Source organism: Brenneria sp. L3-3C-1 (genome assembly GCF_016456245.1).
Lineage (GTDB): Bacteria > Pseudomonadota > Gammaproteobacteria > Enterobacterales > Enterobacteriaceae > Brenneria.
Window position 1 is genome coordinate 572,893 of sequence record NZ_JAEMHF010000002.1, and the last position, 24,434, is coordinate 597,326.

At 52.1% G+C, this 24,434-nt stretch carries 22 protein-coding genes and 1 riboswitch; of the genes, 10 read left to right on the forward strand and 12 right to left on the reverse strand.

The window, feature by feature from the left end:
• Window positions 1–296: 296 nt before the first annotated feature.
• The 7 genes from JG725_RS09000 to manD form a co-directional block, all read right to left on the reverse strand.
• Window positions 297–1,787, reverse strand: a complete 1,491-nt coding sequence (locus tag JG725_RS09000; RefSeq protein ID WP_199377672.1) for a mannitol dehydrogenase family protein — start codon at window positions 1,785–1,787, stop codon at window positions 297–299.
• Window positions 1,788–1,838: 51 nt separating this feature from the next.
• Complete coding sequence (gene yiaK / locus JG725_RS09005; protein ID WP_199377674.1) at window positions 1,839–2,852, reverse strand: 3-dehydro-L-gulonate 2-dehydrogenase; 1,014 nt, start codon at window positions 2,850–2,852, stop codon at window positions 1,839–1,841.
• 21 nt (window positions 2,853–2,873) lie between these two features.
• On the reverse strand, window positions 2,874–4,358 hold the full coding sequence (locus tag JG725_RS09010; RefSeq protein ID WP_199377676.1) for a TRAP transporter large permease subunit: 1,485 nt from the start codon (window positions 4,356–4,358) through the stop codon (window positions 2,874–2,876).
• Window positions 4,355–4,891: a TRAP transporter small permease subunit gene (locus JG725_RS09015; protein ID WP_172289525.1), complete on the reverse strand. Its 537-nt coding sequence runs from the start codon at window positions 4,889–4,891 to the stop codon at window positions 4,355–4,357. Before JG725_RS09015 ends, JG725_RS09010 begins: the two co-directional genes overlap by 4 nt.
• A gap of 57 nt (window positions 4,892–4,948) precedes the next feature.
• A complete protein-coding gene (locus tag JG725_RS09020; RefSeq protein WP_172289524.1) occupies window positions 4,949–6,019 on the reverse strand; it encodes a TRAP transporter substrate-binding protein in 1,071 nt (356 codons plus the stop codon).
• Between the two features lie 87 nt (window positions 6,020–6,106).
• Entirely contained in the window at window positions 6,107–7,117 is a 1,011-nt protein-coding gene (locus tag JG725_RS09025; RefSeq protein WP_199377743.1) for a Zn-dependent oxidoreductase, read from the reverse strand.
• A gap of 14 nt (window positions 7,118–7,131) precedes the next feature.
• Window positions 7,132–8,346, reverse strand: coding sequence for a D-mannonate dehydratase ManD (manD, locus tag JG725_RS09030; protein ID WP_199377678.1), 1,215 nt, complete (start codon window positions 8,344–8,346; stop codon window positions 7,132–7,134).
• 686 nt (window positions 8,347–9,032) lie between these two features.
• Between manD and JG725_RS09035 the strand changes: the two genes are divergently transcribed.
• From JG725_RS09035 to JG725_RS09045, 3 genes are read left to right on the forward strand one after another with little or no spacing between them, the layout of a single operon-like run.
• On the forward strand, window positions 9,033–9,737 hold the full coding sequence (locus tag JG725_RS09035) for a 4Fe-4S dicluster domain-containing protein (RefSeq protein WP_172289521.1): 705 nt from the start codon (window positions 9,033–9,035) through the stop codon (window positions 9,735–9,737).
• Window positions 9,730–10,689, forward strand: a complete 960-nt coding sequence (nrfD, locus tag JG725_RS09040) for a cytochrome c nitrite reductase subunit NrfD (RefSeq protein WP_199377680.1) — start codon at window positions 9,730–9,732, stop codon at window positions 10,687–10,689. The genes JG725_RS09035 and nrfD overlap by 8 nt, the downstream gene beginning before the upstream one ends.
• A 4-nt stretch (window positions 10,690–10,693) precedes the next feature.
• Window positions 10,694–12,070 carry an MFS transporter gene (locus tag JG725_RS09045; RefSeq protein ID WP_199377682.1) on the forward strand — a complete coding sequence of 459 codons (1,377 nt, stop codon included), beginning with the start codon at window positions 10,694–10,696 and terminating at the stop codon, window positions 12,068–12,070.
• A gap of 11 nt (window positions 12,071–12,081) precedes the next feature.
• Here the strand turns inward: JG725_RS09045 and alkB are convergent, their stop codons facing one another.
• Together alkB and ada are read right to left on the reverse strand one after the other, a co-directional pair.
• Window positions 12,082–12,741 (reverse strand): DNA oxidative demethylase AlkB, encoded by a 660-nt coding sequence (gene alkB, locus JG725_RS09050; protein ID WP_172289518.1) that lies wholly within the window; start codon window positions 12,739–12,741, stop codon window positions 12,082–12,084.
• Entirely contained in the window at window positions 12,731–13,828 is a 1,098-nt protein-coding gene (ada, locus tag JG725_RS09055) for a bifunctional DNA-binding transcriptional regulator/O6-methylguanine-DNA methyltransferase Ada (RefSeq protein WP_172289517.1), read from the reverse strand. The genes alkB and ada overlap by 11 nt, the downstream gene beginning before the upstream one ends.
• 212 nt (window positions 13,829–14,040) lie before the next feature.
• On the opposite strand from ada, the gene JG725_RS09060 reads away from it, so the two are divergent.
• Window positions 14,041–14,721, forward strand: coding sequence for a DNA-3-methyladenine glycosylase (locus tag JG725_RS09060; RefSeq protein ID WP_199377684.1), 681 nt, complete (start codon window positions 14,041–14,043; stop codon window positions 14,719–14,721).
• A gap of 36 nt (window positions 14,722–14,757) precedes the next feature.
• Here JG725_RS09060 and JG725_RS09065 read toward each other — a convergent pair whose 3' ends face one another.
• Window positions 14,758–15,225 (reverse strand): multidrug/biocide efflux PACE transporter, encoded by a 468-nt coding sequence (locus JG725_RS09065; RefSeq protein ID WP_172289515.1) that lies wholly within the window; start codon window positions 15,223–15,225, stop codon window positions 14,758–14,760.
• A gap of 144 nt (window positions 15,226–15,369) precedes the next feature.
• Between JG725_RS09065 and JG725_RS09070 the strand changes: the two genes are divergently transcribed.
• The 3 genes from JG725_RS09070 to tehB all read left to right on the forward strand — a co-directional run bounded on the left by JG725_RS09070 (window position 15,370) and on the right by tehB (window position 19,353).
• Window positions 15,370–16,266 (forward strand): LysR family transcriptional regulator, encoded by an 897-nt coding sequence (locus tag JG725_RS09070; RefSeq protein ID WP_199377686.1) that lies wholly within the window; start codon window positions 15,370–15,372, stop codon window positions 16,264–16,266.
• 410 nt (window positions 16,267–16,676) lie between these two features.
• Entirely contained in the window at window positions 16,677–18,320 is a 1,644-nt protein-coding gene (gene fumA, locus JG725_RS09075) for a class I fumarate hydratase FumA (protein WP_199377688.1), read from the forward strand.
• Window positions 18,321–18,489: 169 nt separating this feature from the next.
• Window positions 18,490–19,353, forward strand: coding sequence for an SAM-dependent methyltransferase TehB (gene tehB, locus JG725_RS09080; protein WP_199377690.1), 864 nt, complete (start codon window positions 18,490–18,492; stop codon window positions 19,351–19,353).
• 99 nt (window positions 19,354–19,452) lie between these two features.
• Here the strand turns inward: tehB and ribB are convergent, their stop codons facing one another.
• The gene (gene ribB / locus JG725_RS09085; protein WP_172289511.1) at window positions 19,453–20,106 is read right to left on the reverse strand and encodes a 3,4-dihydroxy-2-butanone-4-phosphate synthase; all 654 of its coding nucleotides are present in this window, start codon (window positions 20,104–20,106) and stop codon (window positions 19,453–19,455) included.
• 127 nt (window positions 20,107–20,233) lie between these two features.
• Window positions 20,234–20,403, reverse strand: a riboswitch (FMN riboswitch).
• Between the two features lie 171 nt (window positions 20,404–20,574).
• Here ribB and JG725_RS09090 point away from each other — a divergent pair.
• Window positions 20,575–20,853: an accessory factor UbiK family protein gene (locus tag JG725_RS09090; RefSeq protein ID WP_172289510.1), complete on the forward strand. Its 279-nt coding sequence runs from the start codon at window positions 20,575–20,577 to the stop codon at window positions 20,851–20,853.
• A gap of 149 nt (window positions 20,854–21,002) precedes the next feature.
• Here the strand turns inward: JG725_RS09090 and zipA are convergent, their stop codons facing one another.
• Window positions 21,003–21,968 carry a cell division protein ZipA gene (gene zipA, locus JG725_RS09095; protein WP_199377745.1) on the reverse strand — a complete coding sequence of 322 codons (966 nt, stop codon included), beginning with the start codon at window positions 21,966–21,968 and terminating at the stop codon, window positions 21,003–21,005.
• A 223-nt stretch (window positions 21,969–22,191) separates the two neighbouring features.
• On the opposite strand from zipA, the gene cysZ reads away from it, so the two are divergent.
• Window positions 22,192–22,965, forward strand: coding sequence for a sulfate transporter CysZ (gene cysZ / locus JG725_RS09100; RefSeq protein WP_199377692.1), 774 nt, complete (start codon window positions 22,192–22,194; stop codon window positions 22,963–22,965).
• A gap of 151 nt (window positions 22,966–23,116) precedes the next feature.
• The gene (gene cysK / locus JG725_RS09105; protein ID WP_172289507.1) at window positions 23,117–24,085 is read left to right on the forward strand and encodes a cysteine synthase A; all 969 of its coding nucleotides are present in this window, start codon (window positions 23,117–23,119) and stop codon (window positions 24,083–24,085) included.
• Window positions 24,086–24,434: the final 349 nt, after the last annotated feature.

Consider the following 24,434-nt stretch of genomic DNA (forward strand, 5'->3'; position numbering starts at 1 on the left):
AAAGTAGGGGTTTTAAACCGGCACCTTTGCATAACCTCCGCCCTGATATCCCCGGGAAAACCCGGGGAACGGGGATATTGATGCCATAAGCCGGATCATATTTTGTGACAACGATCACCTATACCGGCACGAATGAGTTAGGGTTACTCTTTCATATAACACTGCTACAGCGCTCCCCATTAAAATAAACCAACGCAACGATTAGCTTTATTTTCTCGTGGAAAGACAATTCCTTTTTTAAATACCTATTTCATATCAATGCATTAATAACCCGACTATACCGACAGGTTATTAACTCAACGTTTATTTATTCTCTCTAACGCCAAACCAACGGATTTCTTTGCGCCATGCGCCTGCAACAACGCATACGCCTCCGCAACCTGTTGCACGAAAAGCAAATTATCCGGCAGGTCATTGCCAAATACGTCGCGCAGGCTTAATAACGCCTTGATGCGTGCCTCGCCGTCCGCGCTTTGTGAAACCAGTTGCGCCAGTTTTTCCCGCTGCGGATCGCTGATGTCGATGGGTTGTCCGGCATCGTCCACGCCGCCGACGTAACGCATCCAGCCCGCCACCCCCAACGCCAGCAGGTTGAACGGCTCACCTTTCGCCAGATGGACGCGAATAGAATCCAGCATACGCTGCGGCAGCTTCAATGTTCCGTCCATCGCAATTTGCCAGGTACGGTGTTTCAGCCCGATATTCCGATAGCGCTCAAGCAGTGATTCGGCATAAGCGTCCAGATCGACATGCTCGACATGCAGCGTCGTCGCCTGCTCATCCAGCATCAGTTGACGCGCCGCCCGTACATAGTCCCGGTCCTGCATACATTCATCAATGTATTGATAACCCGCCAGATAGCCGAGGTAAGCCAGAAAAGAGTGGCTGCCATTCAGCATTCTCAGCTTCATTTCTTCATAAGGCAGCACATCCGTCACCAGTTCAGCCCCGACCTTCTCCCATGCGGGGCGCCCGGCGACAAAATTATCTTCAATGACCCACTGTCTGAACGGTTCGCAGGCAATGCCCACCGGATCCTGAATCCCGCCGATAACCTGGGTGATTTTCGCCAACGAATCCGGCGTGATGGCGGGAACGATCCGATCGACCATGGTGGAAGGGAAACTGACGTGGTTTTCTATCCACGCCGCCAGGTCGGCATCCTGCGCTTTAGCCAGGGCAAGAACCACATTGCGGGTGACGACGCCATTATTCGGCATATTGTCGCAGGACATCACGGAAAACGGCATCAGCGATTTTTCCCGACGTAGCCACAGGGCTTCGATAATCACCCCGGGCGCCGAATGGGGCCGCCGTGGGTGAGCCAGATCGTGCTGAATCAACGGATGATCCATATCAATGGATGCGGTTGACGGTAAGTAGCAATACCCTTTCTCCGTCACCGTCAGTGAGACGATGGCAATGTCCGGTTGCGTCATCACGTCGAACACCTTCTCAATACCATCGACTTCGCCGTGGAGAGCCTGACGAACCACCCCCACAACGCGGCCGTGCCAGCGGCTGCCGCTCATTTCACAGACGGAATAGAGTAAGTCCTGCTGTTTCAGATCGGCAATTTGCTGCTCGCCGCCGATCAGGTTGACTTCGCAATATCCCCAATCGCTGGCGTGCTCGGCGGCCAACTGGTCGGCATACACCGCCTGGTGAGCCCGGTGGAATGCGCCAAAACCGAGATGCACGATGCGGGTTTTCAATACATTGCGGTCATATTCAGGGACAATCGTTCCCTGCGACACCTTATGCAGATTGCTTTGTGAAAGATTCATCGAAAGACTCTCATTTCAAATTCAGTAAGCCACGCGGAAAGGTTTTATAAACTACCTCGCCAATTCCAGGATCTCTGCCCATACGCCGTCGTCCACCGGGATGCCATGTTGCAAATTTTCACGGCGGTTTTGAGCCGAGTGTTCCCCCGGGTAATAAACCGCTTTCTGCCCTTCGGCCGGTTCCGCCGTTTTGACATAATCAGCCACGCTGTCGGCCATACGGTTGCTGAACTCGCTGCCGCCAAGCTGAGCCGGATCAAAAACCATAAAAATCTGACTGGCGCCGGTACAGCTGCCCTTGCCTACCGTATCGATCTCATTGGTTGGACGACCGGCGGAAAGCAGCGCGGCCATGGCATCCAGCAGAACCGCCATGCCGGAACCTTTCCAATATCCGGTAGGAAGAATACGCATTGATTGTTCAATCGGGCCGGGGTCATCCGTCAGCCGTCCCTGGGTATCGTAACCGCCGGGGAAAGGCAGGCGTTCGCCTTTCAGGCGCGTGACCTGCAATTTGCCGTACGAATATTGCGACATCGCCATATCCAGCACCAACGGCCCTTTGTCGCGCGGCACCGCCATCACAAAAGGGTTATTACCCAGGCGGGTATTTTTCGCGCCCCATGACGGCATACAGGATTCCGTATTGGTCCAGCAAATCGCCGCCAGCCCTTTCTCCACCGTTTTCCACCCATAGGTGCCGCCCCGCATCCAGTGCGTGGTATTACGCAATGCCACGATGCCGATGCCATTTTCACGCGCTATTGCCGCGGCCTTTTCAACGGCGAACAGCGCGTTGGTGATGCCAATACCTTGATTGCCATCGTAAATTTCAATAACGCCCAATGATTTAACCAGCGTTGGTTCGGCATGGATATCCACCCAGCCCTTCTTCACATAATCAACAAAGCGCGGGACGCGATTCAAACCGTGTGAATAAATGCCGTCGCAGCTGGATTCAGTGTGAATCTGCGCGCAAATTTCCGCTTTCCGTTCACTTAATCCGGCATTTAAAAATGCTTTTTTCACCGTCTCTTTCATGACATCAAAATTGATTCTTTGCATTTTCGTTATCTCATCTTTTAATTAGCCGCCGAGCAAATAAACCGGCAACCACAGTGCAATATTGGGATAGGCGATAATCAGCCCGACAACGATCAACTGGAGAATAACAAAGGGAATAACACCGGTATAAATCTGCGTCATTTTTATTGATTTATCCGTAATCGCGCCGCGCATATATAACAGCGTATAACCGAAAGGCGGCGTCAGAAATGACGTTTGTAATACCAACCCGACAATTACCCCAAACCAGACCAATACATCGCCCCGCCCGACAAATTCAAAATCGAATGTCATCAGGGCAATAATAGGGCCGAAAATAGGCAGGAAAATTAACGAAATTTCGATCCAATCGAAAAAGAAACCCACCAGAAAAGTCACCACGACCAGCACCATTAACAGGGTATATGGCGTTAAATCCGCGGCTTCAATGGCATCAATCAATAAATGCTCACCACCGATAGAGCGAAAAACGTAGGAGAACACCGTCGCGCCAAACACAATAAAGAAGATCATCGCCGAGACGAATGCGGTGCTCTGTACCACGTCATACAGCATGGCAAAGGTGAAGCGGCGTTTGACCAGCGTCAGAATAAACGCGCCCAGCGCGCCAACCGCCGCGGCTTCCGTCGGCGTCGCCCAACCGGCGAAGATCGATCCCAACACCATAAAAATCAAAAATACCGGGGCCAGAATCCCGCGAACAATAATAAGCAGGGTTTGCTTGATCGTGTATTCCGGCACATCCACGGCTTTAGGCGCCAGTTTCGGAAAAAAGAAGCCGAGAGTGATAACCAGCACGATATAGAGCGCCAGATTAAGCAACGCCGGCCCGATCGTCGCCATAAACAGACGGCCGATGGAGACCTGTAGCACATCGCCCATAAAAACCAGCATAACGGAAGGCGGGATGATAATGCCGATCGTCCCTGCCGCGGCGATCGTGCCGCACGACAGCGCGTTCGAATACCCGGCCCGCTGCATACTGGGCAACGCCAGCGTCGTCATCATAATTACCGTGGCCGACACCACGCCGGTCGTTGCGCCCAGGATCCCGCCGATCAACACAACGCCCAGCGCCATGCCGCCGGGCACGCGTTTGGTCAGGATACGAATAGCATCGAGCAGATCCACCGCAATGCCGCTGCGCTCCAGCAGTATCCCCATGAAGATAAACATCGGCCCGGCGACCAGCGTCAGGTTTTCCGCAAGCTGTTGCCAGGCTCGCGGCAGGATATTAAAAAACTCAATCATGGAAAACAGATCGTACTGGCTGGCGATAAAGCCAAACAGCATTCCTGTTCCCCCTAATACATAAGCCACCGGATAACCGGAAAAAATCAGCACGGATAATGTTAAAAACATCGCAATGGGAATTAGGTATCCGGCATCCAGATCCGAGCGAATAACCCCAACCACAACGAAAATAAGCAGCAACGCAAACACCACGCAACCTAACGCTTTACGGCGCGGAGACTTTTTCCCCATGACTGTAACAGAGGCACTCATGATGGATTCCCCGATGAAGATGTGGATAACGTATGTAATTGCCGGCAGATATTAATAATACGGCTGAGGGTGGCTAATAATAATAGCGTCATTCCAATCGGAATAGTGGCCTTAATTATCCAGCGATGCGGTAAACCATGGCTGGAAATAGATCCTTCTCCTTGTTCAAAAGACATCAAGGCGAAATGATAGCCAAAATAAATCACCGCAATAAGGTAAGGCAGGGCAAGAAACAGCGCGCCGAAAAGATCCACACGGAGTCTGGTTTTCTCGCTGAAATTCTCCCTGAACACATCGACACGCACATTCATATCCTTCACCATGACCCCGGCGAACAGGAAAATAAACAGTAAGGTGTGCAGATGCCATTCCGCTTCTTGCAATCCGGTGGAGCCAATACCGCCAAACCGTCGGGAAACGACGTCATACAGCGTAACCAAGGTAAGCGGTATCAGAAACCAGGCGCAAATCCGACCGGTCTTCAGCAGAATCGCATCAATAATATTGGCCAGTTTATAGAGTCGGTTAACCATAAAAAGATTCCTTATGGAAAGCAGCGGGCCATAGCCCGCTGCTGAGCACTATGCAGACTACTCAGGTAAATTGCCCGCTGATAATGCTCTCCACTGAGAGTAGGATTTTTGAAATTGGTTATATGAATCCGCCACCGCTTTAAATTCCGCATTATTACCGCTCAGTTCTTCACTGACCTGTTGCCAGGCGGTATTCAAATCATCCAGAATAGGTTGTGGGAATATTTTAATCTGTACACCTTTTGATTTAATAAAATCAAGCGCGGAGCCTTGAATGGCCTCTCCCACGGCAATACTTTCCAGCACGGCTTTGTTACAGGAAGCCTGAATAGCCTGCTGTTGACGCGGACTCATGCCATCCCATTTGTCCTTATTGATCAAAAGCGTCTGAATGGAAGAGGTCTGATGCCAGCCGGGGAAATAATAATATTTGGCGATTTCATACAACCCCATATTCTGATCCAGCGCGGGCATCGAATATTCCGCGGCATCAATCACGCCGCGTTCCAGCGCGGCATAAATATCCCCACCGGCCATATTCTGCGTGGAAACGCCTAACTTTTCATAGGTTCTCCCGCCCAGCCCGGCAATACGCATTTTTAATCCGCGTAAATCCTGTACGGCGTTAATTTCTTTATTGAACCAGCCGCCGGCTTCAGGGGCATTAAATCCGCAGATCAGTCCTTTAATTTTATATTTTTCCAGCAGCTTATCTCTCAGATCATTACCGCCACCCTGCTCCAGCCAGGAGATAAGTCCATTTGCGTCCATACCAAAAGGAACGGCATCAAAAAAAGCCAGCGCCGGATTTTTCTGGGCAAAGAATGACAGCCCGGCATAGCCCATATCAATTGAACCCGTGGACACGGCATCAAAGATCCCCTCATTGGGAACCAGCCCTTTAGGCTCGAAATACTGAATACGGATGCTGTTATCGGAAGCCGCGGCGATATCTTTGGGTAATTGCTGAGTAACCGGCCCTAATATCGCCAGGGAAGAGGCATAACCACTCTGCATTTTTAAGCGAATTGTTTTATCTTTTTCATTGGCGCTGACCGGCCCAAGACAAAACGCCATGATTAAACTGGCAAGAGACAGGGTACGAGGTATTTTTTGTAATACTTTCATCTTTATATTCACCTTATTGTATTCGGTGCTATCACAGGTAATCATCAGAATGATGCCGAGCGAAAATAAATCCCCCGGGCATGATTTTTACTCCACGCACAAGATAACTTTGCAACACGTGCGCTGTTCAGTTTCAAATAGCGTTAAAGCGGCCTCCGCATCATGAATATTCAGATAGTGCGTCACCAGCTTTTCCGGTTCGAGCAAACCCTGTTGCAGCCAGTCAATCACCTGCGGGAAACGATGGCTATTAAGGCGTGAGGTAAACAACGACAGTTCTTTACTGGTAAGACTTTGTTGGGTGACAGTGCAAGGCTCGCCGGAAAAACCCAGTAGTCCGATACGGGCCGCCGGCGAAGCCAGCGCAACCGCTTCCGCCAGAATGGACGGATGACAGGCGGCGTCGATAATCAGCGTCGGACGAACCCCGGTCAACTGTTCCGCCAATGGCGTCCGGCCGTTATCCAGCGTCAGGTCGGCGCCATTGTCGCGCGCCATCGCCAGGCGCTCCGGCAGGCGATCCGCCACCACGACCTGAGCAACGCCATACACCTTTTTCAGCACCTGAACCGCGGTCAATCCCATCGGCCCCGCGCCATAAATCAAGGCGATATCCTCCGGCGCCGGTTGCAGAAAGGCGCAGATATTGGCGGCGATGGTGAAAGGTTCAACCAGGCTTGCCAGCTTGTCCGGTATCGAATCGGGGATACGGTGGGCATTGGCGGCGGGCGCGCAGGCATACTCGCTGAACCCCCCGTCGCGATGCACGCCGATAACCTGTAATTCAGTACAAACGTTGGGACGGCCTACCGAACAAGGGTAGCAATGACCGCAACTGACCACCGGATCGACCACAACCCGCTCACCGATACGCAAACGATCGACATCCTCGCCGACCGCATCAATCACGCCAAAAAACTCATGCCCGATAACCCGCGGATATTTTGCAAACGGATTATGTCCGTGCCAAATATGCACGTCAGAGCCGCAGATGCTGGCGTAATTCACCTTTACTCTGACTTCGCCGGCAAGCGGCTGGGGGATCGGGCGTTCCTGAATAACCAATTTCCCGGGCGTTTCAATCACCACGCTTTTCATATTCGCTACCTCTGTCACCAATTCCACAGCGTGCCGTCTTCCAGACGCGCGACCGGTAAATGAGCGGGTTCATAGGGATATTTGGCCGCCAGCTTTTCATCAAACTCGATGCCCAGCCCGGGCTTGTCGCCGGGGTGCATATAGCCGTCGTCAAACACCCAGCTATGCGGGAACACGTCCAGCATTTGCTCGGAATAGCCCATGTATTCCTGAACGCCGAAGTTAGGCACCCAAAGGTCGAAATGCAGCGCCGCCGCCATACAAATCGGCGACAGATCGGACGGGCCGTGCGAACCGGTACGCACCTGATACAGAGAAGCGAAATCAGCAATCCGGCGCATCCCGGTAATGCCGCCGGTATGGGTAATCGTGGTGCGGATATAGTCGATCAACTGTTCTTCAATCAGCTGTTTGCAATCCCAGATACTGTTAAACACTTCGCCGACCGCAATCGGCGTAACCGTATGCTGGCGGATTAAGCGGAAACATTCCTGATTTTCCGCCGGGGTGGGATCTTCCATCCAGAACAGGCGATAATCTTCAATGCTCTTGCCGAAGCGGGCCGCTTCGATGGGCGTCAGCCGGTGATGCATGTCGTGCAGCAGGTGTTCCAAGAAGCCAAATTTGTCACGCACCGCCTCAAACAACTTGGGAGTGAAATCGAGGTATTTTTCCGTCGACCACAGTTGCTCTTCAGGCCAGTTGCCTTTTGTCGCCGGTTCGTAGGCCAGACCTTTGCCTTTCGCCATCCCATAGGTAGTTTTCATTCCGGGAACGCCGCACTGCACGCGAATAGCCTTGAATCCCATATCACGGTGTTTGGCGTAATCGTCCAGCACCTCATCGATGGTATGGCCGGTGGTATGGCAATAAACCATTACCCCGGTGCGCGATGCGCCGCCCAATAGTTGGTAAAGCGGCATATTGGCCGCCTTGCCTTTGATATCCCACAGCGCCATATCCACCGCGGAAATGGCCGACATCGTGACCGGGCCGCGACGCCAATACGCGCCTTTATAAAAATACTGCCAGATATCTTCTATCTGATGCGCGTCACGCCCGATCAACTGCGGGCACACATGATCCTTGAGATAAGACGCGACCGGCAGTTCACGACCATTGAGCGTCGCGTCGCCGATACCCGTCAAACCGCTATCGGTGGTAATTTTCACCGTGACAAAGTTACGCCCCGGGCAGGTAACAAACACTTCAGCGCTGACAATTTTCACATTACTTATCCTTCTCTACTCATGACGGCCCACGCCTTAATGGCAACTACCATACAAGTATATTAAGTCGGATAAATTGAATCACTTCACATTTATGCATTCAAAAAATGAATTTCTCACAACAAAGAATTAACAAAGACAAAGGAGGAAAACGCAGCCATCGCGGCCGGAACGGATAGGCGGCGATTTTCAAAAAAAAATTCATTATGTTGCGGATTATTCAGGCGCTATCGAACTGAATAGCCGGGAGACTTACCCGGATAACAGGGAGTTAAAGTAGATTTGGATAAATTTTATGTGGATATACAAAGAAATAAATGTGACTAACAGCACAACCCTATCCGTGGACCTATGGTCAAATAAAAAACAATAAAAAAACAGGGGGTATATCCCCTGGATAATTCGCGCCGCACGACGAAACGTTGTGGTTTTGAACCACGCACAGGCAACGTGAAGTATGACGGGTATGGGTAAGTTAGCGATCAGAATCGGAATATTCTAAGTCAAAAATTACCTCTGATGCCAGATTGGCGCCACTTTCCGCAATGGGTTTTTGTTACAGACACAGGGATTTTCTCGTCTATCCTCAGGATGACTCAAATCCAGCAAAAGCCTATCACGATGGTTTGCTATATCGGCGCCATTTTTCAGCTGCATGACTGCAGTTTCAATGTGAAGGTTATGTTATGGAAGAATTTTCTCGCCGTCGTTTTATCGCGTATCTGGGAAGCGCGATTGTTGTCACCGGGAATTCCAGTCTCGCGCTTGCAGAGACGACGGATCAACCGACCAAAACCGCTAAATCCACTGCCGTTAAATACGGCCTGCTGCACAATGAGCAACGCTGCATTGGCTGCAACGCCTGTATCGGCGCCTGTAAAACCACCAACAACGTACCCGATGGCGTGACCAGGCTGGAAATACTGAAAACCGTGGATATTCCCGCCGAGGGGAAAACGCGCTCATTCAGACAATATTTCCGCAAATCCTGTCAGCATTGTGAGAACCCGCCCTGCGTGTCGGTATGCCCGACCGGCGCGTCATTTAAAGACGCCTTAACCGGCATCGTCGACGTCAACGACAAACGCTGCGTCGGTTGCCGCTACTGCATCGCCGCCTGCCCTTATCACGTCCGTTTCATTAACCCGGTCAGTAAAACAGCGGATAAATGTAATTTTTGCCGGGAAACCAATCTGGCGGCGGGCAAACAACCCGCCTGCGTTGAAATATGCCCGACCAAAGCCCTGGTGTTCGGCGATCTGAACGATCCCGACAGCGATATTTCAAAAATGATTAAGAGCAATTCAACCTATCGGTCGAAAGTCTATCTGGGCACCGAACCACAACTTTATCGCGTACCGGGCAGACGGGGAGAAATAGACAATGCTTAACGCTTTCCATTTTGACACGCTGGTATGGGATTGGCCCATCGCCATTTATCTGTTGCTGGTGGGTATCTCGGCGGGAATGGTGTCGCTGTCGATTCTGATTAAATACTATGTGCCTGCCGAATATAACGGCAGCAATAACATTATAAAATCGACCGCCGTCATCGCCCCGCTGGCGGTCATCATCGGGCTGTTGATCCTGATTTTTCACCTGACGCGGCCGATGACCTTCTGGTATCTGATGGTTTTCTATAGCCCCACCTCCATCATGTCGCTGGGGGTGATGTTATTTCAGATCTATTTCTTGGCGATCGCGCTGTGGATTATCAACCTCTACCGTAGCGAGTTGCTCCACCTGATAGAAACTAAAATCCATCGCCCGGCGCTGACCGCGCTGGCGCAAAAAATCACCGCCGCGATTGCCAATAAAGCCGGCCTGATTGAAAAAACGCTGCTGGTGCTGGCCATTCTGCTCGGCTGCTATACCGGTTTCCTGCTGTCGGCGCTGAAATCGTTCCCGTTATTAAACAACCCGGTATTACCGGTATTGTTTTTGGCTTCCGGCACCACTTCAGGCATTGCGGTCGCGATGCTCGCCAGCGCCATGAATCGTCATGCTTCCGGCAATACCGCAACCATGCGTTTTATACATAAAATAGAGAATCCGGTTATCTACGCCGAAGTGTTTCTGCTGTTTGCCTTCTTTGTCGGCCTGTTTCTCGGCGGCGGACAAAAAGCGGTGGCGGCGCATACCGCGCTTACCGGCTTCTGGGGCGGCGTGTTCTGGATCGGTATTGTCGGCATGGGAATTGTCGTACCGCTGCTCGCCAGCTTTTTAGGCAAAAACCATGAACCGGGCAGAATGAATCTCGCGGCAATGGCCGCGTTAAGCCTGTTAGGCGTGTTTTTGTTGCGCATGTTCGTGCTCTATGCCGGACAAATGACGGTGGCCTGAGCCGATGAATACATCATGGGTGTTGTTCTGGATTGCATCGATCACCTTTTTTATGCAATCCCTGGATACCACCATGCTGTATATCGCCATTCCAGCCATTGCGGATTCACTGCATCAACCGGTGTTGCATATGGAAATCATCGTCATTTCCTACGTCATCACCGTGGTGGCCTTTACGCCGGTCAATGGCTGGCTGGCGGAGCGTTTCGGCGAAAAAAAAACCTATCTGTTGGCCATCGGCATATTTATGCTCGGCTCGCTGCTGTGCGTGACCGCGAACTCTATTCTTGGCTTAAGCGCCTTTCGTTTTATTCAGGGGATCGGCGGCGCGCTGATGTTGCCGATCATCAGAACCGTCATCTTAAGAACCACGCCGCAGGCCATGAAGCTGATATTCCTGAACCGCATTACCTTGCTCGGTTTATTGGGTACGATGATTGGGCCGGTATTAGGCAGCTTCGTGGTTAATCTTGTTTCATGGCGGGTTATTTTTATCGCTAATATTCCGTTATCGCTGCTCTGCCTTTTTTTGGCGCAAAAATATATTCCCGACGAAGCCATCAGCGTGGAGCGCCAGGCCGATTCTTATGGGCTGGTGTTGCTGGTATTAATGCTTTTTCTCGCCGCATTCACGCTCACCGCGATGCCCAAAAATCTACTCCCCGCGCCTACCGCCATCCTGCTTTGTTTGTCAGGCACCGGTCTGGCTTTTCTTTATTTCAAGCGGGACATCACCAAAAGAGAGACGCTGTTTCCCTCATCGCTATTTGAAATAAAAACGTTCTCCATCGGTATCTTTGGCGGAATTTTAACCCGGGTGTTGCTGTCGTCCACGCCCGTGGTGCTCTCATTAATGTTGCAGACGACGCTGGCCTGCCCGCCGGTGGAAACAAGCATGATCCTGCTGCTTTTTTCTACCGGCGCGCTGCTGTCGAAAATGCTTTTCGAGCCAATGATTAAACGCGCCGGCTACCGCAGGCTGCTAATGATGACCACCGGTTTTACCTCGATATTTATTCTTGCCATGAGTTTCGCGGTACAGGAAAAATCGATGATGCAGATCGGCATTATCGCCACTATTCTGGGAATATTGATTTCAACGCTGCATTCCGCAGAAAATACGTTGGCATTCAGCAACCTGAACAATTCAACTTATCATAGCGGCAATAACCTGCTGACCATGACGCAATTAATCTCGGTGATGGTCAGTATGGCGCTCACCTTTCCGGTATTACGCTTTCTGTCCCAATTTGAAACCATCTTTAACGTAAGCAGCTTTAGCCTGTTATTTTTATTGCTTGGCATTGGATTACCGATTTGCTGTCTGGTATTCAAGCATCTTAATGAAGACGACGGCCATCATTTTATTCACGGCAGATAACGATTAACGGTTCAGGCGCCCGCTTTACGAAACGTCAGATTAAACCGATACTCTCCCGGCAGGTACGAAGGCACCGAACCGCCTTTCAGCGGCAAAATCCCGTGATAGCGCAGCCGCGACGCGCCGCCCCAGACCACCACATCGCCGTGCCCCAGCGGCAGCCGCTGCGCCCGCTCGCCACGCGTCATGCCGCCAAACAAGAACACGGCGCTTAGCCCCAGAGAGAAAGAGACAATGGGCTGTCGGCGATCATATTCGTCTTTATCCTGATGCAGCGACAGCCGGGCGCCGACCTCATAACGATTAATCAGACAGGCATCGGGTTCAAAATCGACAAAACCGGCTTCACCGGCGGCTTTTTTCGCCAGTTGAGAAAAGATATCCGGCATAGCCGGCCACGGCTTCCCGCTGAGCGGATCAACGGGAGAATAGCGATAGCCGGTTTCATCCGTCACCCAGCCTAGCGGCCCGCAGTTGCTCATGGCGACCGACATGGTATAGCCGCCCGGCGTCGTCATATGGCGGAACGCCGCTTGCGCGGCAACGGCGTTGACCGCCGCCATCAACGCCGGAGCCTGTTGATAAGCAAACCCGCGCAGGATAACCGCGCCGGGCGCCAGTGGTTCCGTCCAGCGTCTCGGTTCTTCCTGCTCAAATAAATCAAGATTCATGACGCGCTGATGCCTCCGCTTCTTTTACCCGTGCTTCTTTCGCCAACAAGGCGCTTTTACGCGCCACGCCCCAGCGATAACCCGACAATGAACCATCATGGCGAACCACCCGATGACAGGGGATCGCCACGGCCAGCCGGTTCGCCGCGCAGGCGCCCGCCACCGCCCGCACCGACGCGGGTGAACCGATCCTGGCGGCGATGTCGCGATAGCTAGCGGTCTCCCCGGCCGGAATATCCCGCAGCGCCTGCCACACCCGTCGCTGGAATGCCGTTCCGCGGATATCAAGCGGCAACGCCAGCCCGATTTCCGGCGCATCGACAAAGCCTACCACCTGCGCCACTCGCTGCTCAAACGCCGCATCTCCGCCCACCAGTTGCGCATTGGCAAACATATCCTGCAACGCATTCACCAGTTGTTGCGCATCATCCCCCAACAGAATAGCGCAAATCCCCCGCTCGCTCTCAGCCACCAGAATATCCCCCACCGAACAGGCGCCGACAGCGAAATAGATCGTCATACCCAGCCCTTTGTGTTGAAAGGTTGTCGGCGTCATGCCCAGTTGCGCATTGGACTCCGCATAGAAGCGCCCGGTGTCGCTATAGCCGGCATCCAGGATCGCGTCGGTAATGGCGTGATCTTTCGTCAGCCGTTGACGGAGCTGTTGCTGACGATGAGCTTTGGCATAGTGTTTTGGCGTAACGCCGGTTATCGACTTAAATAAACGGTGAAAATGAAACCGGCTTAACCCCACCGCTTTCGCCAGCGCATCCAGCGCCGGGGGCTTCTCGGTCTGCTCTATCATCCGACAGGCCCGGACAATTTGTTCCGCCTGCTGCGCCTCCCGCGATATTCCGCCCTGGCGGCAACGCTTACAAGGGCGAAATCCCGCCGCCTGCGCCTGGTCAGCGGTGGCGAAGAACACCACATTTTCACGTCTGGGTCGACGTGAGGCGCAGGACGGCGCACAATACACCCCGGTCGTTTTCACCGCATAAATAAAGTGGCCGTCCGCCGCTTTATTGCGGGCCAGCACCGCCAGCCAGCGCGGATCGTCTTCCTGATGGGATTTATCGCCCGGTTTCATTTTTCACCTCCCGCGTAATGGACTCCGGCAGCCTTATCCGCCAGGGACAGGCAATCACCATAAGATGAAAAGACTTCGCCAACACGCTCAATTCTTGCTTTTTAATTCCGCATACCGCTCGCGGCCGCGCACGGCATAGCAGATCGCCATACAATCACCTATGCTCAGGTTCCTGACGCTTAATTTTATCACCCCAGACTTGGAAAAAGTTTATGACACCCGATCGCCAGCAGCACGTTGACCGCCTGGCCAGAGAACATCTCTGCGCGATTAATGACCGGTGGGCCGATCTGATATCACAAATCGGCGACTGCCATCATCAAACGGCGCCTCACCGCGAACCTTATGAGGCATTAATTCGCGCCGTTGCCTACCAGCAGCTCACCACCCGGGCCGGCGATGCGATGGTGGCGAAACTATTGCGCGTTCATGACCAGACAGGACAAACCTTTCCCAGCGCGGAGCAAATAGCCGCCTGCTCCAGTGAAACGCTAAGACAATGCGGCTTCTCCGCCCGTAAGGCTGAAACCCTGCGCGCTATCGCCCAGGGAGCGCTCAGCGGGCTGGTTCCCAGCCTCGAACAGGCCACGGCGATGGACGATGAGGCGCTCATCGAACAACTCTGCTCGCTAAAAGGCATCGGGCGCTGGACGGTGGAAATGTTTCTGATTTACTCGCTCGAACGCACTGACATTATGCCGCTGGACGATCTGGGGATTAAGCAAGGGCTGAGTTATGTTTACGGACTGCCGGAAACGCCGTCCCGGCATACGCTGCATGAATTGAGCCGCCGCTGTCAGCCTTATCGCACGATTGCGTCCTGGTATTTATGGCGGGTTCCGTCGCTGCCGGCGTACCAGGCGTTTAAAATGACGCGCCGGCGGAGCCGCTGACCGTGCGGCTTCCCTGAAAGCAAACCTGCGCCATCATCAGCGCAGGCGAGAATTCACGGATACGCCATGCGCATTGCTCATCTCGCGCCGATGAACGATACGCGCGCGCAAGATATCGTAAAGCCAGTTGTATGCCATGGTATAAGGCAGAAAGAACAGAAAAAAACCGATGTCGATCATCAACGCCTGCCACAGCGTAATATTCAGCATCCACGCCGCCAGCGGCAGGCCGATAAAAATAAATCCGCCTTCAAACCCTAACGCATGGCCTATCCGCAGCGGCCAACGGCGCGTCCCCCGCTCGACGGGCCACAGCCGGTCGAATACGGCGTTATAAATCATGTTCCAGATCATCGCCACGCCGGACAACACGATCGCCAGCGCGCCGATATCCAATATCGGCCTGTTCAGCACCCAGGCCCCCACGGGGGCGGAAATCAGCAGGGCAATAATTTCAAAACCAACCGCATGGACAATGCGTTCACGTAGCGTTTTCTTTTGCATAGCACATTCACTTCTATTCACTCGGTGTTCACTGATCGATCCCCGCCGCTTTCAAGGGCGGGAACGCGATACCGGGTATCATTTTCATCGTAATAGCTGATAGAATAAAATTAGAATCCATCGATAAAAGCGATAGAGTGAGAGATGCGTTATTCCCCTGAATCCTTGCTGGCGTTTATCGCTACCGTCAATACCGGCTCATTTTCAGCCGCTGCGCGGCATCTGCATAAAAGCCAGTCCACCGTCAGCGCGGCCATCGCCAATCTGGAAGCAGACTTAGGGCTGACGCTGTTCGATCGCGCCGGGCATCAGCCCGTTTTGACCCAGGCAGGTAAAAAAATTCTGGCTTATGTGCAGGCGATCCTGTCCGCCAGCGATGCGCTGGATGAGTTGGCGATCCGGCTGGCCGACAATATTGAACCACGGCTGACATTTGTGCTGTCCGATACCTGGAAAACCATGCATTACGAACCCGTATTGCAACGCTTCGCCCAGCGTTTTCCTGATATTGAGTTTGAATGCCTGATTGCGGAAGATGACGATGTGATTGATTTGCTGCAATCCCAACGCGCACACGTCGGGCTGGTGCGGGCGCAATCCGCTTATCCACCGGATATCGCGGTTTCCCGATCGCAGATAAAAACAGAAATGGCGATATTTGTTGCGGCGACGCATCCGCTGGCCACCGAGAAAAAAGTCACCCGCAGCCAGCTCTCCACCGTGCGCCAGCTTTATCTGAACACCTATAAACGCAACGATAGGCTACAGGCTGAAGGCGTAGTCTGGTCCGCGCCGTCCTATCTTATGCTGCTGGAAATGGCGGAACAGGGTTTTGGCTGGAGCATCCTGCCGCGCTGGCTGGTTTCACAGTACAGCCAACATTTGGTCGAATTGCCCGTCGCCGGCTGGCCGCTGCTTATCGAGGTCGATATCGCCTGGTCTAAACCCTGTCCGCCCGGCCCGGCGGGCCTATGGATGATTGATAACCTACTGGCTCAGCAGGACGTTGCCGCTGTTTCACCGACAACGCCGCATCCCTAAGACACTACGCGGCGCCGGGTTTCCGATGCCGCTTACTTATATTATTTTGGACTTATGTCAGCGGCTAAAAAAAATTACTGCGCTAATTAAATGATTATGATTGCCAAATAGAGGTTTATTTTAATTAAATAATTTAATTAACCAACTTAACCCCGCGTAATCTTAATAATTCAGCCTGTTTCATTACAATGATTTTACTTTTTATATTATGTTGTAAAAAAAACACTTACGCGATTTTCTTGCCAATTCTGTGATGAACCAAAGTGGTTCTACCCATCATAAAACCATACTATTATAGAGTGAATTGCTTTTGTATTTGCGCCAAATGCGGTTGCCCTGCCCTATGCAAAGGTTATTAGAATCATACGGGATATAAACCTACTAATAATGCGAACGCAAGTGAGAAAAAAATGTCGAATAAACCCTTTTATTACCAAGATCCTTTTCCGCTAAGTAAAGATGACACCGAGTATCGCCTTCTCAGCAGTGACTACGTGTCCGTTACGCAATTTGAAGGCCAGGACATCCTGAAAATCGAACCGGAAGCGCTTACCCTGCTCGCCCAGCAAGCCTTCCACGATGCATCTTTTATGCTCCGCCCGTCCCATCAGCAACAGGTTGCCGATATTCTTCACGACCCGGAAGCCAGCGAAAACGACAAATACGTCGCCCTGCAATTTCTGCGCAACTCTGAAATCGCCGCTAAAGGCATTCTGCCGACCTGTCAGGATACCGGAACCGCGATTATCGTCGGCAAGAAAGGCCAGCGGATCTGGACCGGCGCCAACGATGCCGAAGCGTTGTCCCACGGCGTTTACAATACCTTTATCGAAGATAACCTGCGCTATTCGCAGAATGCCGCGCTGGATATGTACCAGGAAGTGAACACCGGCACCAATCTGCCTGCGCAGATCGACCTCTACAGTACCGAGGGCGAAGACTATAAGTTCCTGTTTGTCTGCAAAGGCGGCGGTTCCGCCAACAAAACCTATCTGTATCAGGAAACCAAAGCGCTGTTGACGCCCGGCAAACTGAAAAACTTCCTGCTGGAAAAAATGCGCACGCTGGGCACGGCCGCCTGCCCGCCGTACCATATCGCCTTTGTTATCGGCGGCACCTCCGCCGAAACCACTCTCAAAACCGTTAAGCTGGCCTCAACCAAATATTATGACGAATTGCCGACCGAGGGTAATGAACACGGTCAGGCATTCCGGGATATCGCGCTTGAACAGGAACTGCTGGAAGAGGCCCGCAATCTTGGTCTGGGCGCGCAGTTCGGCGGTAAATATTTCGCCCACGATGTGCGCATTATCCGCCTGCCGCGCCACGGCGCGTCCTGCCCGGTCGGTATGGGGGTGTCCTGTTCCGCCGACCGCAACATCAAGGGGAAAATCAACCGCAAAGGCGTATGGCTGGAACAGCTTGAGCACAATCCGGGTAAATATATTCCTGAACATTTGCGAGAAGCGGGTGAAGGCGAAGCGGTCAAAATCGATCTCAATCGCCCAATGCCGGAAATTCTGCAAGAGCTGTCGCAATACCCGGTTTCCACCCGTCTGTCTCTGACCGGCACCATCATCGTGGGCCGCGACATCGCGCACGCCAAACTGAAAGAACGTCTGGACAAGGGTGAAGGTCTACCGCAGTACATTAAAGATCACCCGATCTACTACGCCGGCCCGGCCAAAACCCCGGCGGGCTATGCCTCAGGTTCTTTAGGCCCGACGACGGCCGGACGCATGGATTCCTATGTCGATTTACTGCAAGCCAACGGCGGCAGCATGATCATGCTGGCAAAAGGCAACCGCAGCCAGCAGGTGACCGATGCGTGTAAGAAACACGGTGGTTTCTACCTCGGCAGCATTGGCGGCCCGGCGGCCATTCTGGCGCAGAACAGCATCAAAAGCCTGACCTGCGTGGAATATCCGGAACTGGGTATGGAAGCGATCTGGAAAATCGAAGTGGAAGATTTCCCCGCCTTTATTCTGGTGGATGATAAGGGAAATGATTTCTTCCAGGTGATTCAGGCCGCCAAATGCACCCAATGCGCCTGATGGTTCACGGTTAACGTATCAGTCAGAACCATTCCGGCACTAACGCCGGAATGGTTTTTTTACTTTATCCCCGCCGAAAAACAAATAATGTATTTTAAATACATATTTCTGGTCAGCCTGCGCGCCGGTTTATAGAATACCGACATCCCGTTTATCGACCGAGGTAAAGATGCAAGATCTGATTAGTTATAAGAAGATGCCGCAGTGGAACCCTCAGACATTGCCCACAGCCTTTCAGGAGAGACACAACACCCAGGAAGGCACCTGGGCCAAGCTCACCATCCTGCAAGGGAAAATGACCTTTGCGCTGTTACACGAAAACGGCGACATTCAGGAAACATTTCATTGCTCACAGCAACATCAGCCGCCTTTTGTAGAGCCGCAAGTCTGGCACCGTATCGTCTCCTTTTCGGACGATCTTGAATGCCAACTGAGCTTTTTCTGCACCCCGGAGGATTTCTATCATAAAAAGTACGGACTGACGCGCACCCATTCCGACGTCATTGACGCCATGCCATTTATCAAACCCGGCAAAACGCTGGATTTAGGCTGCGGCGGCGGGCGTAACGCGCTATATCTGAATCTGCGTGGATTTAATGTCACCGCCTACGATAAAAACGAACACAGCATCGGCGCATTAAATGACATTATCCGAAAAGAAGATCTGAAGAATATTCAGGCGCGTATTTACGATATCAACCTGGCGGCAATAAAAGAGCGGTACGATTTTATTCTCTCAACCGTCGTTCTTATGTTTTTGGCGCCCGAGCGCATGCCCCATATCATTCGTAATATACAGGAAAGCACGTTGCCAGGCGGACATAACCTGATTATTGCCGCCATGTCGACCGATGACTACCCTTGCCCGATGCCGTTCTCTTTCACATTTAAGGAAGGTGAACTGAAGAATTATTATGCCGATTGGGAGATCGTCAAATATAACGAAGACCTCGGCGAATTACACAAGACGGATGAAAACGGCAACAGGATTAAGCTACGTTTTGCGACGTTGTTGGCAAGAAAAATATCATGATACGACCCGGCCTGATTCCATAAGCCGGTGGTAAAGACCAAATAACAAAGGGCCGATAAATCGGCCCTCTAACTGATTACCAGGCGTCAATGCGTGAAATCAACTTGCCTTACGTTCCGTCGCCTGACGATAGGCCACCAGGTCTTCAATGGTTAATACCGGCATATCATGTTGTTTGGCAAAAGCGATCACTTCCGGCGCATGCGCCATAGAGCCATCGTCGTTGGTCAGTTCGCACAACACGCCAGCGGGCTTAAGACCGGCCAGCGTCGTCAGATCAACGGATGCTTCGGTATGCCCGCCACGGGTTAATACCCCGCCCGGCTGGGCGCGCAGCGGAAAAACATGTCCGGGATGATTCAAATCGCTTGGCTTGGCATTATCCGCTATCGCCGCACGGATAGTGGTGATGCGATCGGCGGCGGAAACCCCCGTGGTGACGCCTTCAGCCGCTTCAATAGTGACCGTGAAAGCCGTTTGATAATGACTGGAGTTATGCGCCACCATCATCGGTAATTCCAGTTGCTGACGACGTTCTTCCGTCAGGCACAGGCACACGATGCCGCTGCCATGACGAATAGTCAGCGCCATTTGCTCTACGGTCATATTTTCAGCCGCAAAAATCATGTCACCTTCGTTTTCGCGATCTTCATCATCCAACACCAATACACCACGTCCTTGACGTAATGCATCTAGTGCGCGTTCCACACGTTCAGTCGGATTGCCGAATTCAGAAAGTAATGTCTGATTCATGGTAAAAAAACCTCAATGTTAATATGGATTACCAGAATCAGGGCGAGCTTGAGGAGTAATCATTACGACTGATTGCATTGTAATGACTAACAAAATAACGCGAGCGGGCGTTACACCCGACAGGTACCGTTACTCTCTCCCATCCGGACTTTAACCGTCGGCTCCGGAATCACACCGGATCTGCTGACCTCACGTTGGAAAACCAAACGGTGAGCGCTCGCGGGCTTCCAACACGTATACGTTATATACGGCTGGTTTACCGCCGGTGGGGAATCACACCCCGCCCTGAGAATAAGCAGGGTTACTATAACGCTAACAAAGTGGCAGGGCAATTGATTAGCCACAGGAAATGTGACATGACAACGATGAATAACGGCAATGTAAATAAGAGTTTTAGTTTATCCAACACTCAACTAGCATTACACTTACCGATATGATCATCCTACATAACATTATCAGGAAAGCGCCATGATTGACCCGAAAAAAATTGAGCAGATCGCCCGTCAGGTGCATGAGTCTATGCCAAAAGGTATCCGGGAATTGGGCGATGATGTAGAGAAGAAAATCCGTCAGGTATTGCAGGCACAATTCAGTCGGCTGGATTTGGTCAACCGCGAAGAATTCGACGTTCAGACTCAGGTTCTGCTACGCACCCGCGAGAAAATCTCCCGACTGGAGCAGCGCCTGACGGAACTGGAAGCGAAATTCTCCGCCGCTGAAAAATCAACGGCAGCAGATAACGAATAACTGCGCTCCGATAATCGATGCCGCCGACCATTTGGCCGCGGCGTTGAATCAACAGGTCGCGCATTCCGCTTGCCGACGCGCAGCCATGAACATCAATAAAAAAGCCTCCGGCACTGGAGGCTTTCACCATGATCAGGTCAGTGACGCTATCAGGTATTGGCTTTCAACACATCCCGAATACGCATTTTATAGGATTCGACTTTCTGCGGCGTCATCATTCTTCGCTCATCGTCCAGCACCACGCCGCCGACATCATCGGCGATACGCTGCGCCGACTGTAGCATCAGCTTAAAGTTCTGGCCGGCGTCACCGTAAGAAGGCACCATCATAAACATCGAAACGCCGGGAGTGGAAAACTCTGCCATGTCCTCAGGATCAAACGAGCCGGGCTTGACCATATTCGCCAGACTGAACAACACCGGCCCGGCGCCGGCCGGGTTGACATGACGGTGGAAAATATTCATTTCTCCGAACTGGAATCCTGCCTGCAACACGCTTTGCAGCAGCAGTTCGCCGCCGATGACGCCGCCATGATGCGCGGCGACATGCAGCACCAAAACGGCTTCTTTCGGTTGCTCGTCCTGAACAGGCTCTGGCGCTGCCGGCTGAGACTGGGCGGCGGTTGATTCCGTTTCTTCGTGCTCACTCTCCGCCAGAGAGAAATCATCGGAAAATGCGGAGCGTTCCCGTGGCGACATATCCAGTTTGGGTTCAACGATCTTGGGACGACCATCCCCATGAATTTGAGAACGCGGGGAATCAACAGGCGTGGCTTCATCCAGCAACGGATCATAGGCTGACTCAGGCTGAACAGTATTCCTGAATGGCGATTGGGTTTCAGGCCGTGTTTCTTCCTTTGCGCTATAACTCTTTTCGTTATAGCTGCCCAGCGAAGGCTCATTCTGCGTCCGCGCGCTTTTCACGCGCACCTCGCCGACGCCCTCATCAAGATCCTCAAGCGGAGTGTCATCACGCTCTTTTTTCAATCGCTTAACCGGGCGATCACGAAAAAGGGACGAACGCTCTTTACGGCTGGTCCACAAGCCGTGCAGTAACAGCGCTATTATAGCGATCGCGCCAACGACGATTAATATCAGACGCAAGTCCTGCATTATTGCTATCCCAATTGTTCCAATACATTGCCACCACGGCAAATGGTTATATACCACTAACTCTATTTGCCTGCGTACACAAGTGCAAGTCTGCACGGTACATTATGACAATAAAGATAGATACAACGCATTTTTTTGCTGTTTTTTCATCCAAATGCAGACTGGTCAGTCTAAAATCATCCCGATATGATGCAATCACGAATAGACGACTGAGAACAATCATCCTATGCCTTACTCAAAACAGGTTGCCAAACCCCGCAGCGGCGTACATTACTTTATCGAGGGATGGCGCCTGATTTCACTGCCCGGCATCCGACGTTTCGTCATCCTGCCCTTGCTGGTGAATAGTTTACTGATGGGGGGCGCGTTCTGGTGGCTGTTCACCCGCCTTGGCGATTGGATCCCGCAGCTCATGAGCCATGTTCCGACATGGCTTCAGTGGCTTAGCTATCTGATCTGGCCGATCGCCGTGCTGTCTGTGCTGCTGGTTTTCGGCTATCTATTCAGCACGCTCGCCAATTTTATTGCCGCACCCTTTAACGGCCTGCTGGCAGAACAGTTGGAAGCGCGCCTGACCGGCCAGTCATTACCTGACAGCGGCATGCTGGGGATGGCGAAAGACGTTCCCCGCATAATGAAACGCGAGGTACAGAAACTGGCCTATTACCTGCCACGCGCCCTGTTTCTGCTTTTACTCTACTTCATACCGGGCATCGGGCAGACCGTCGCCCCGGTGCTTTGGTTCCTGTTCAGCGCCTGGATGCTGGCCATTCAATATTGCGACTATCCTTTCGATAATCATAAGGTCAGCTTTCCCGACATGCGTCAGGCACTGCGGCGACACAAAATTACCAATATGCAGTTTGGCGCGTTGATCAGCTTGTTTACTCTGATTCCGTTCCTGAATCTGGTCATCATGCCGGTCGCCGTTTGCGGCGCAACCGCGCTGTGGGTCGAACGGTATCGCAATCTTTCCACGGCAATGCAAAAACAGCAGTGAGAGATGGCTCACATGAGCGGATGTTTTCTATTGTAATGAAAAGATATTTCTTAAGAACATAACGATATAGCAATTCTTTACTTCACTGGAGTGTGTGAACGAGTATTCTCTCTATGTTCGCAAAAATTTCATACAGTTATAAGGACAGGCTATGAGCAAGATCTACGAAGACAATTCTTTTACAATCGGCCATACGCCGCTGGTTCGTCTGAACCGTATCGGCAACGGACGCATTCTGGCTAAGGTTGAATCCCGCAATCCCAGTTTTAGCGTTAAATGCCGTATCGGTTCAAACCTGATTTGGGATGCGGAAAAGCGCGGCGTGTTGAAAAAAGGCATCGAACTGGTTGAACCAACCAGCGGGAATACCGGTATCGCGTTAGCCTATGTCGCTGCCGCGCGGGGTTATAAGCTGACGCTGACCATGCCGGAAACCATGAGTATCGAACGCCGTAAACTTCTGAAAGCGCTGGGAGCGAAACTGGTGCTTACCGAAGGAGCAAAAGGCATGAAAGGCGCCATCGCCAAGGCCGAAGAGATTGTCGCCAGCGATCCTGAGCGTTTTTTGCTGCTACAGCAGTTCAGTAACCCGGCCAACCCGGAAATTCATGAAAAGACCACCGGGCCGGAAATCTGGGAAGATACCGACGGCGAAGTGGATGTATTTATCGCCGGTGTGGGTACTGGCGGCACTCTGACCGGGGTTAGCCGTTACATCAAAAACACCAAAGGCAAGGCCATCACCAGCGTGGCCGTGGAACCTACTGATTCACCGGTTATCAGTCAGGCGCTGGCGGGTGAAGAGCTGAAACCCGGTCCGCACAAGATCCAGGGGATTGGCGCAGGCTTCATTCCGGGCAACCTCGACCTTACGCTGATAGACCGGGTAGAAAAAATCACTAACGAAGAAGCGATCAGTACCGCGCGTCGTTTAATGGAAGAAGAAGGTATTTTAGCCGGGATCTCTTCAGGCGCCGCCGTTGCCGCCGCGCTTAACCTGCTCAAAGAAAAAGAATTCGAGGATAAAACCATCGTTGTTATCCTGCCATCCTCCGGTGAGCGCTACCTGAGTACGGCGCTGTTCGCCGATCTCTTTACCGAGCAGGAATTGCAGCAATAAATGCGTTCTTCCATCCGCAAGGATAAGTAAAAAGAATGTTAAAAAAGCACCTGTTCAGGTGCTTTTTTTGGGCCATTTTTGTGGAGTAGTTCAAACTTTCCATCATCGATGGATTGCTTTTCTATGTCAGGTCTAGTATTTAACCGAACAATTATTTTGATGCGTGAAATAAATACCGCACCAAAATCCCTGGCGGCTGAATCGATTTAACCATGCAAAAATGGCTGCAACATCATTTTGCTACTGATTTCAAATAATGATTCGAGAACCAGGCGAGGTTTGGTGGTATTTTATTCAGGAAATACTTTTCGCCGTTTCCTTGCCGCATCCCGGCCTGCCCCTGTAACAT

Excerpts from the sequence above, each read along its gene's own strand:
- JG725_RS09000 (WP_199377672.1), bottom strand. The coding sequence starts at position 1,787 with ATGAATCTTTCACAAAGCAATCTGCATAAGGTGTCGCAGGGAACGATT.
- yiaK (WP_199377674.1), bottom strand. The coding sequence starts at position 2,852 with ATGCAAAGAATCAATTTTGATGTCATGAAAGAGACGGTGAAAAAAGCA.
- JG725_RS09010 (WP_199377676.1), bottom strand. The coding sequence starts at position 4,358 with ATGAGTGCCTCTGTTACAGTCATGGGGAAAAAGTCTCCGCGCCGTAAA.
- JG725_RS09015 (WP_172289525.1), bottom strand. The coding sequence starts at position 4,891 with ATGGTTAACCGACTCTATAAACTGGCCAATATTATTGATGCGATTCTG.
- JG725_RS09020 (WP_172289524.1), bottom strand. The coding sequence starts at position 6,019 with ATGAAAGTATTACAAAAAATACCTCGTACCCTGTCTCTTGCCAGTTTA.
- JG725_RS09025 (WP_199377743.1), bottom strand. The coding sequence starts at position 7,117 with ATGAAAAGCGTGGTGATTGAAACGCCCGGGAAATTGGTTATTCAGGAA.
- JG725_RS09035 (WP_172289521.1), top strand. The coding sequence starts at position 9,033 with ATGGAAGAATTTTCTCGCCGTCGTTTTATCGCGTATCTGGGAAGCGCG.
- nrfD (WP_199377680.1), top strand. The coding sequence starts at position 9,730 with ATGCTTAACGCTTTCCATTTTGACACGCTGGTATGGGATTGGCCCATC.
- JG725_RS09045 (WP_199377682.1), top strand. The coding sequence starts at position 10,694 with ATGAATACATCATGGGTGTTGTTCTGGATTGCATCGATCACCTTTTTT.
- alkB (WP_172289518.1), bottom strand. The coding sequence starts at position 12,741 with ATGAATCTTGATTTATTTGAGCAGGAAGAACCGAGACGCTGGACGGAA.
- ada (WP_172289517.1), bottom strand. The coding sequence starts at position 13,828 with ATGAAACCGGGCGATAAATCCCATCAGGAAGACGATCCGCGCTGGCTG.
- JG725_RS09060 (WP_199377684.1), top strand. The coding sequence starts at position 14,041 with ATGACACCCGATCGCCAGCAGCACGTTGACCGCCTGGCCAGAGAACAT.
- JG725_RS09065 (WP_172289515.1), bottom strand. The coding sequence starts at position 15,225 with ATGCAAAAGAAAACGCTACGTGAACGCATTGTCCATGCGGTTGGTTTT.
- JG725_RS09070 (WP_199377686.1), top strand. The coding sequence starts at position 15,370 with ATGCGTTATTCCCCTGAATCCTTGCTGGCGTTTATCGCTACCGTCAAT.
- fumA (WP_199377688.1), top strand. The coding sequence starts at position 16,677 with ATGTCGAATAAACCCTTTTATTACCAAGATCCTTTTCCGCTAAGTAAA.
- tehB (WP_199377690.1), top strand. The coding sequence starts at position 18,490 with ATGCAAGATCTGATTAGTTATAAGAAGATGCCGCAGTGGAACCCTCAG.
- ribB (WP_172289511.1), bottom strand. The coding sequence starts at position 20,106 with ATGAATCAGACATTACTTTCTGAATTCGGCAATCCGACTGAACGTGTG.
- JG725_RS09090 (WP_172289510.1), top strand. The coding sequence starts at position 20,575 with ATGATTGACCCGAAAAAAATTGAGCAGATCGCCCGTCAGGTGCATGAG.
- cysZ (WP_199377692.1), top strand. The coding sequence starts at position 22,192 with ATGCCTTACTCAAAACAGGTTGCCAAACCCCGCAGCGGCGTACATTAC.
- cysK (WP_172289507.1), top strand. The coding sequence starts at position 23,117 with ATGAGCAAGATCTACGAAGACAATTCTTTTACAATCGGCCATACGCCG.